3 protein-coding genes are annotated in these 1,909 nt (G+C 76.1%); all 3 read right to left on the reverse strand.

All coding sequences use genetic code 11. The features are described 5' to 3' along the window. Positions 1–798 (reverse strand): formate C-acetyltransferase/glycerol dehydratase family glycyl radical enzyme (locus LLG88_01675; protein MCE5245616.1); only part of this gene is annotated, 798 nt, incomplete at its 3' end. A gap of 5 nt (positions 799–803) precedes the next feature. Next, positions 804–1,688 carry a glycyl-radical enzyme activating protein gene (locus LLG88_01680; GenBank protein ID MCE5245617.1) on the reverse strand — a complete coding sequence of 295 codons (885 nt, stop codon included), beginning with the start codon at positions 1,686–1,688 and terminating at the stop codon, positions 804–806. Beyond that, positions 1,685–1,909 (reverse strand): hypothetical protein (locus tag LLG88_01685; protein ID MCE5245618.1); only part of this gene is annotated, 225 nt, incomplete at its 5' end. The genes LLG88_01685 and LLG88_01680, both read right to left, overlap by 4 nt.

Genomic DNA, 1,909 nt, shown 5'->3' on the forward strand with positions numbered 1-1,909 from the left:
CACGCCGAGGTGGCAGAACCAGTAGGCCTGCAGCGCCTCGTGGAAGTCGCGCGGCGCCTCGGCCGGCACGCGCCGGCAGACGTCGGCGATCTTCAGCAGCTCGGCGCGCCGCCGCGGATCGGCGGTCTCGGCCGCGCGCCGCTCGGCGAGCGCGGCGTGCCGCTCGGCGAAGAGGATCGTCGCCCGGCAGGCGACGTCCATCGCGCGGAGCTGCTCGCGCTTGTCGTAGGCCAAAGGGTCGGCGCCGAAGTCGAGCGCGGCGAGCGCGGCGGCGACGTCGTCCCGCACAGCGCGCAGGCCGCGTCGGTAGATCTTGCCGTCGAGCACGGTGTGCCCCGGCGCGCGCTGCTCCATGAACTCGGTGAAGACGCCGCACTCGTAGGCCGCGTGCCACTCCGGGGGCAGCTCGGCGAAGATCCGGTCGCGCAGCGAGCGGCCGCGCCAGTAGGGGATCACGACCTCCTCGTAGGCGCGGAGGACGTCGTCCGGCACGCGGTAGGCGGTCTTGGGGCGCGAGTCGAGGATCCGCAGGTCGTCGAGGCTGTGGCAGGTCAGCTCGGGGAAGGTCGGCACGAGCTTCGGCGCCGGGCCGCGCTCGCCGACGATCAGCTCGTCGTCGCCGAGGTAGAGCGTCTTGCGCCCGCAGAGCCGCTCGTAGGCGAGCGCGCGAAGCATCGGCGCGGAGCGGCGTCCCGACTCCTCGCGGTGGAACTCCGTCGTCAGGAGCGCGCGCTCGGCGCTGATCGTCGGGACGGCGGCGAGGCTCGCCGCGCGCAGCCTCTCGGTGCGGTCGTTCATCGTCTCTAGCCTCCGACGCGCGCGGCGAGGCCGCGGGCGCGGAACAGGTCGGCGAGCGCTTCGAGCGCCTCCGGCGCCGGGGGCGCGGTCGGCGGGAGCGGGTCGCGGCGGCCGAGCCGGCGCAGCTTGCCGGCGGCGGTCGCGTGGTACGGCAGCAGGCAGACCTCGCGGACGCCGGGCGTCGCCGCGGCGAGCTCCGCCGCCTTGGCGACGTCGGCCGGATCGTCGGTGAAGCCGGGGACGATCGGCATCCGCAGCCAGATCGCGCCGCCCGCGGCGCCGAGGGCGCGCAGGTTGGCGAGGATCGGCGCGAGCGGCAGGCCGACGAACGCCTCGTGCTTCGCGGGGTCCGCGGTCTTGAGGTCGAAGAGGAAGAGACGCGCGAGGCGGGCGGCGGCGATCAGGCCGTCCTGGCTGCCGAAGCCGCAGGTGTCCACGGCGACGTCGAGCCGCGCCGCGCGCGCCGCGGCCAGCAGCTCGAGCAGGAACGGCAGTTGGGCCAGCGGCTCGCCGCCGGAGACGGTGAGGCCGCCTCCCGACTCGGCGAAGAACGGCTCGTCCCGCAGGACCTCGGCGACGAGATCGGCGGCGGCGACGTCGCGTCCCGCGACCTGCCGCGCGCCGGTCGGACAGACGGCGGCGCAGCGGCCGCAGCCCTCGCAGCGCCCGTCGCCGGGGCGCGCGCCGCCGACCGGGCAGACGCGCGCGCAGGCGCCGCACGCGGCGCAGCGGGCTTCGACGAAGAGCGTTTCCGGCGCGAACGACTGGCTCTCCGGGTTGTGGCACCAGAGGCAGCGCGCCGGGCATCCCTTGAGGAAGACGGTCGTGCGGATCCCCGGGCCGTCGTGGACCGAGAATCGCTGCACGTTGAAGACGCGCCCGACCGTCACGGCCGCGCCTCCGCTCGGCCGCGCCGCGCGCCGCGGACCGCTTCCCGCTCCGCGCCCGCGTCCGCGCGCTTCTCCGCGCGCGCGCCCTTCGCCTCGTCCGCGCGCTTCCCCCTGTCCGCGCGCCTCTCCGCGCCGGCGCCCGCTTCGGCGCCCTGGGCGAAGTAGTAGCGGCGGACGAAACGCTCCTGCACCGCGAACGACCAATGCACGTCGCGCAGATG

This window comes from bacterium (assembly GCA_021372775.1).
Taxonomy (GTDB): Bacteria; Acidobacteriota; Polarisedimenticolia; order J045; family J045; genus JAJFTU01.